Genomic DNA, 3,105 nt, shown 5'->3' with positions numbered 1-3,105 from the left:
GCGCTATCTGCTCATCTATGGACAACATTGGTTTCGCATGGGTTGCGGAATCAAGTGATGACTCGACCATTGGTCATTCCCCCTTTTGAAGCATTGTACCCGCACCAACAGCAAAGACATACGCTACGAAAACACACTACGCCACCCTCCCACGAGCATCAAGGGTGCGTGAGGTGATTTGTGCAATGGGATTATTCTTTTTGAAGCCAGCTTGCTTGCAGCTCGAATGCATTACCATCGAAAAGATACGGTTGATAGTTGAAACACTCTTCCCCGCTCTTGACCTTCGAGTTGCCAATAAGAAGCAGGAATTCATTGTCGGAAACTTGCTTGCAGCGCAGCATTTTTAAGGCAGCGGACACGTAGGCAATATAGTTGCTATGATTGGTGCCCACGGGTAAATATCCGATAACAACCCGCAGGGGACAATTGATGTGGGCAAGCTTAATTACTTCATCCATCCAGTGCCTGTCATAGTTTTCGTGTTCGACAGCAACCTCCAAATCCCAAAAATAAGGAGTAAAGTTTTTAGGAGCATCGTGCCTGATCTCTGCTGCTCGATCTTTCCACGAGGTAACATCGATTCTGTAGTACTCGCAGCTTAGTCCAATTCCTTCACTACCTTTGGGCTTTAATACGTCTTTAACTAGTAAAATGATAGCTTTTGTAAAGGCTCTACCGTCGTTATAATCACGTATGCAAGCATCTTTTTGCTTATCTAATTCTTGTAGGAATGCCTCAAAAAATACTTTCGCATCCATGCACTGCCTCTTCTCTTCTAGGAACAACACACCCCATTGTACTAGCCCAACCATCCAAATGCCGCTCGTACTCCTTTTCGATGCGTTCCCTCACCTACCAAAGCGGCAGCGGAAACCACCCACGTCTATACCAGCAAGCAACGCAAAAGACTATCCTTTCGCCACTTGCGGGGAGTGCCCCCTGTCCTCCCAAATATTTGTTGACCTCTTATACTATGCATCGTATAGTATAAGACGAAAGGAGGTATCAGCATGAATGCTCAAATGAAACGCGGGTTTCTTGAAGTATGCGTGCTCGCCTCGATCAGCAGGCAGGATTCCTACGGTTACCAGATCGTCAAGCAAGTTCCGAGGATTCTGCAGCTCACCGAGTCGACGCTCTACCCCCTGCTCAAGCGTTTGGAGGCAGCAGGGTTTCTGACCGTATACTCCGTGGAGCATAACGGACGGCTGAGAAAGTACTACCACATTACCGACGCAGGAATTCACCATATCAACGAGTTTTTGCGCGAGCAGAACGACATCATTGCCATTTACGAATACGTGAAACGAGGTGCCACCTCATGAACAAAATCGAGTTCTTAACCGAGCTTCGCCGCGCGCTCGGCAAGCTGCCCTCCTACGAAGTAGAGCAGTCCCTCACCTTCTACGCCGAGATGATCGACGACCGCATGGAAGACGGTATGGGCGAACTGGAGGCCGTCGCGGCACTCGGCCCGATACCGGGCATCGCAGCCCAGATCATAGCCGAGACGCCAGCTATCCCCAAAGCCATCGCGAAGGCGAACACTGGCAGCCGCACCCTGAATATAGTGCTGCTAGCTGTGTTCTCTCCCGTCTGGGTGCCCCTGGCCCTCGCGCTGACCCTTGCCGCCCTGGCAGTGTACGTAAGCATCTGGGTCGTCATCGCTTTGCTGTGGGTAACGGTTATCTGCCTGATGCTTTTCTTGCCTCTTAGCATAGTGGGTCTGGTCTACTTCGCGGCAACAGGATTTCCCCTCTCGGGCGTCTGGATGCTCGGTTGCGGACTTGCCGTAGCAGGCATCGGGCTGTTCGCGTGGCTGGGCATGACCGTGGTAAGCAAAAGCCTGGTGCAGCTGACTCACTCGTTCGCCCGATGGATTAAAGGACTGTTCGTGAGGAAGCGCAACGGCGGCACGCCGCCCGAGGAACCCCTCTTTGCAAAAGGAGCACAGAACCATGCCTAAAGCACGCAAAGTAGCGCTGATTATCGCAACCGCGCTGGTGATCGTCGGAACCGTCATCGCCCTGGAATCCTACGCGGCGGCAGGCTTCAACCCGGTCAACCTCTCGACCGTGAACGATTGGGAGCAGACTACCAACACGCTCACCCCCGAGTCACAAGCGCCCCACACGTCGCTTGTGGTAGACATCGGCGGGGGTGGGTACGGCGTGCGCATCGAGCCCAGTGAGAATGATTCCTTCGAGGTAGTTTCTTGGTTGAATTCAGCCCAAGGCGTCGAGGTGAGCGACAAGGGTGGCATGCTTACTGTTAAAGGCTACTACAAACAAGTCATCCAACTCATGAAGATAGACCTTGATTTTCAAGACCGCTCGACCGTCGTGAAGGTACCGGCCAGCTACACCGGCTCAATCACCGTCGAATCCGGCAGCGGCAGCGTGGACGTATCGAGGCTCGAAGGCCTCTCGTCCCTGAGCGTCAACATGTCCAGCGGCCACACAACCGTAACACGTGTTGCTGCCGCCGAAATGTCGCTTTGTGCGACCAGCGGGAAAATGGATGTCTCCGACATACAGGCCAACAACGTGAAAATGTTTGCCTCTAGCGGAGGCATCAACCTTGCAACGGCTGCGGCGACGCAATCCATCAAGCTCGAGACCGGCAGCGGCAACCACCAGGTAAGCACCCTGAGCGCACCGCGCGTGGCCATGCGGGCGACCAGCGGCTCCATCGATGCAATCTCGGTCGACGCAACCGACGTCCGATTCGACGTCACCAGCGGCAAGGTCAATGCTTCGCTCGCAGGCTCTGCCACAGACTACACCATCGAGTCTTCAATCACTTCGGGGCACCTGAGCGCACCCCAGGGGTCCGCAAACGGAAGTCGTCATCTGAGCATACGAATAATCAGCGGGTACGCCAACATCATGTTTAACGACTCCCCGGGGGCACCCAACATGAGCACCCCCGGATCCCCCGAGACCCCGGCAGCGCCGAACGCGCCTGCGGCACCTGCACCACCACCCACCGCAGCGGCACAGTCGTAAGTGCCCCTTCTCTGTAATGCCCGCTCGCTCTATGCTTCGAAGGTGTCATCGACGAGCGCGTAGAAGAACTTTTTCTTTTGATCGGTGTCGATGA

4 protein-coding genes are annotated in these 3,105 nt (G+C 54.2%); 3 read left to right on the top strand and 1 reads right to left on the bottom strand.

The features are described from left to right. Positions 1 to 191: 191 nt before the first annotated feature. A complete protein-coding gene (locus tag RR842_RS13230) occupies positions 192 to 761 on the bottom strand; it encodes a hypothetical protein (RefSeq protein WP_332730061.1) in 570 nt (189 codons plus the stop codon). 252 nt (positions 762 to 1,013) lie between these two features. Here RR842_RS13230 and RR842_RS13225 point away from each other — a divergent pair, with 252 nt between their 5' ends. Genes RR842_RS13225 through RR842_RS13215 form a run of 3 tightly spaced genes read left to right on the top strand, consistent with a single transcriptional unit; the run spans position 1,014 to position 3,011 of the window. Continuing rightward, positions 1,014 to 1,328: a PadR family transcriptional regulator gene (locus RR842_RS13225; protein WP_332521861.1), complete on the top strand. Its 315-nt coding sequence runs from the start codon at positions 1,014 to 1,016 to the stop codon at positions 1,326 to 1,328. Then, positions 1,325 to 1,969, top strand: coding sequence for a DUF1700 domain-containing protein (locus RR842_RS13220; protein WP_332725725.1), 645 nt, complete (start codon positions 1,325 to 1,327; stop codon positions 1,967 to 1,969). The genes RR842_RS13225 and RR842_RS13220 overlap by 4 nt, the downstream gene beginning before the upstream one ends. After that, a complete protein-coding gene (locus tag RR842_RS13215; RefSeq protein WP_332730060.1) occupies positions 1,962 to 3,011 on the top strand; it encodes a DUF4097 family beta strand repeat-containing protein in 1,050 nt (349 codons plus the stop codon). Before RR842_RS13220 ends, RR842_RS13215 begins: the two co-directional genes overlap by 8 nt. The last annotated feature ends 94 nt before the right edge of the window (positions 3,012 to 3,105 follow it).

Origin of the sequence: Gordonibacter sp. (genome assembly GCF_036667095.1) — a bacterium.
In the GTDB taxonomy this organism is placed as follows: Bacteria; Actinomycetota; Coriobacteriia; order Coriobacteriales; family Eggerthellaceae; genus Gordonibacter.
The sequence above is the reverse complement of the archived record's forward strand: the minus strand, read 5'-3'. Positions and strand labels throughout refer to the sequence as shown.